At 56.3% G+C, this 2236-nt stretch carries 2 protein-coding genes; both read right to left on the bottom strand.

Annotated elements, in window-relative coordinates; genetic code table 11:
- Nucleotides 1-114: 114 nt before the first annotated feature.
- Nucleotides 115-996, bottom strand: coding sequence for a DUF4123 domain-containing protein (locus tag RYB09_RS27045; RefSeq protein ID WP_058402710.1), 882 nt, complete (start codon nt 994-996; stop codon nt 115-117).
- Nucleotides 993-2236, bottom strand: a 1244-nt coding sequence (gene tssI / locus RYB09_RS27040) for a type VI secretion system tip protein TssI/VgrG (protein ID WP_316891013.1), incomplete at its 5' end; no start/stop codon positions are given. The genes RYB09_RS27045 and tssI, both read right to left, overlap by 4 nt.

The following is a 2236-nucleotide window of genomic DNA, read 5'->3' as shown; positions in this document are numbered from 1 at the left end:
GCGTAGCGCACCGGCACGATGGCGACGTTGGGTCCTCTGAACGGGCAAAGGCTGGTGGCTGTCGCCGGGGTTTTGGGAAACAGTGCGGCGCGTCGTTGCTGGTGTGTGCCGTGTTTATCGGTCATGCGGGGCATCCCTGTCGTTACGGACTTTTTGACGGTGTTCATCAAGCGCGGCTATGCGCAGTTCCGGGGCCAGGTGCTGATGCTCGGGGTATAAACTCTGCCAGGAGGTGTAGTGACCTTGTGGCGAGTTGATGAAATCCAGACCCCAGTCGTGGCAGATGTCGGCCCATGTCGCTAATGCGTATTCACTGATAAGTCCCCACGCGAGCCCGCTGTCCAAAGCTTGATTCAGCCAGCTTTCGATCTGATCATCACTTTGCTTCACGAAGGCTTGCGGATCGTGAGCCTTGACCCAGTCATGAATGCGTTCTTCGAACAGCCATCGATAACAGCTTTCAAAGGCTTTCAACTGCGGATCGCACAGCAGAGTGAAGCCCTGCTGAGAGGTTTGTTGCGGACGTTGATTAACAAATGTGGTGATGGTTGAGCCGAGACTACGCTGCCAACTGCGTAAAGGGGATTGGACCCACAGTTGATCTATAGGCCCGAGCGTCGGGCTCAACTGTTCAGCTCCGTAGCTGGATAGCCAGTAATGCATCACCAGCGGATCTGCAAAACGCAGCAGACTTGAGTTACCCAGGTAATCGACCGGGTTCAGAAACTGCTGCAAATGCGCCGAGACGATTTTCAAAGGCGCATCGCTGAAAAAAGTGCAGCCGTCGGCCCGCTGTTCAGGATGTTGGTGCCACTCTTCTATCAGTCTGGATGGATAAGGTGCGTGTACAAGTATCGGCCCTAGATCCATGACGCCAGCCCAACGTGTGCCCAGATACAGCGGAACGATCTCAAGATGCTCGTCACGCCGATAAAGTTGCTTTACGGCCCCAGACCGCAACATGCCATCAACCAACAGATAATTGGCCTGATTCATTTGTTTGCCTGCTCGGCTGCTGGTGCGCATTCCTCACAAAATGGCGTGCGTTTTATCGCCTGTGTCTGTGCGGGAACCAGCATTTCACCTGAATCGCCCCCATCTGGCTTTACTGCCAAATCTGGCAAGATCGGGGCCGCCTCCGAGCCTTTCCCAGGACTGCCTCCTGAGTTGAGCTTCACCTGCGAGCCGTTGACCGTCACGCCGCCGGCATCGATTTTGATAAAGGAGCCACCGGCTTTGAAGGTGATCTCCAGCCCTGCTTCGATGATCAGCTTGTTACCGGCCTTGAGATGAATTTCCTGCCCGGCGTGTGCCAGTAATCCATCACTTACTCTGATGTGCTGTGTTCCACTCACCGTCAGGTGATCGTCCGCTTTGACTTCGGTCAGCCGGTTGCCATCGACAGTGCAATGCTCCTCAGCCTTGAACTCGCTGTAGCTGTTGCCCTCGACCCGGTCGTGTCGCTCATGACCGACTCTTATTTTCTGCTCGTGCTCGATGTTTTGGTCCCAGTCGCGCTGTGCATGGATGTAGATATGCTCCTGACCAGCCCGGTCTTCGATGCGTAGTTCGTTGGAGCCATTGCCGCCGGGGCTGCTCAGGGTTCTGAACACGCTGCGCGTCTGATGCGCAGGCAAGTCGTAGGGCGGGATGTGTTCGGCGTGGTACAGGCAACCGCTGATCAATGGCTGGTCAGGGTCGCCCTCCAGAAACGTCACCAGCACTTCCATGCCGACCCGCGGAATGGTCATGCCACCGTAGCGATTACCAGCCCAGCTGGACGACACGCGCAGCCAGCAACTGCTCTTGTCATCGCCGCCGCCTTCACGGTCCCAATGAAACTGCACCTTGACCCGGCCATGCCGGTCGCAGTGAATTTCCTGATCTTTCGGGCCAGTAACCACTGCAGTCTGACTGCCGAATATTCTCGGTTTGGGATGATGCAGAGGCGGGCGATACAAGGCCTGCCAGGGAGTAGCGAAAAAGGTATTGCGATAGCCCTGTTGAAAGTTGTCAGGGCTCTGGATTTTATGTGCGGACTCTTCAAGAACCTGAGGCTGGCGACCCTCGTGACGCACCTCAGTGAGCAACCACCGATCATTCCAGTCCTCGTTGGGGTGTCCATACAATGGCAGAAAATGACCGCTGACCAAGCGAGACTGATCGCTTTGACCTTCGCCCAGCCGGTAATCATGGCGGTGGCGTTCAAGGGCTCGATTCGCCCGTTGCAGACCCT

The sequence above is a fragment of the Pseudomonas syringae group sp. J254-4 genome, assembly GCF_032586855.1.
Classification (GTDB): Bacteria; Pseudomonadota; Gammaproteobacteria; order Pseudomonadales; family Pseudomonadaceae; genus Aquipseudomonas; species Aquipseudomonas amygdali.
Note: the sequence above shows the minus strand (reverse complement) of the source record. Positions and strands in the feature narration are given on the sequence as shown.

What these genes read in the sequence shown, in the direction of transcription:
- RYB09_RS27045 (WP_058402710.1), bottom strand. Translation starts at nt 996, where the DNA reads ATGAATCAGGCCAATTATCTGTTGGTTGATGGCATGTTGCGGTCTGGG.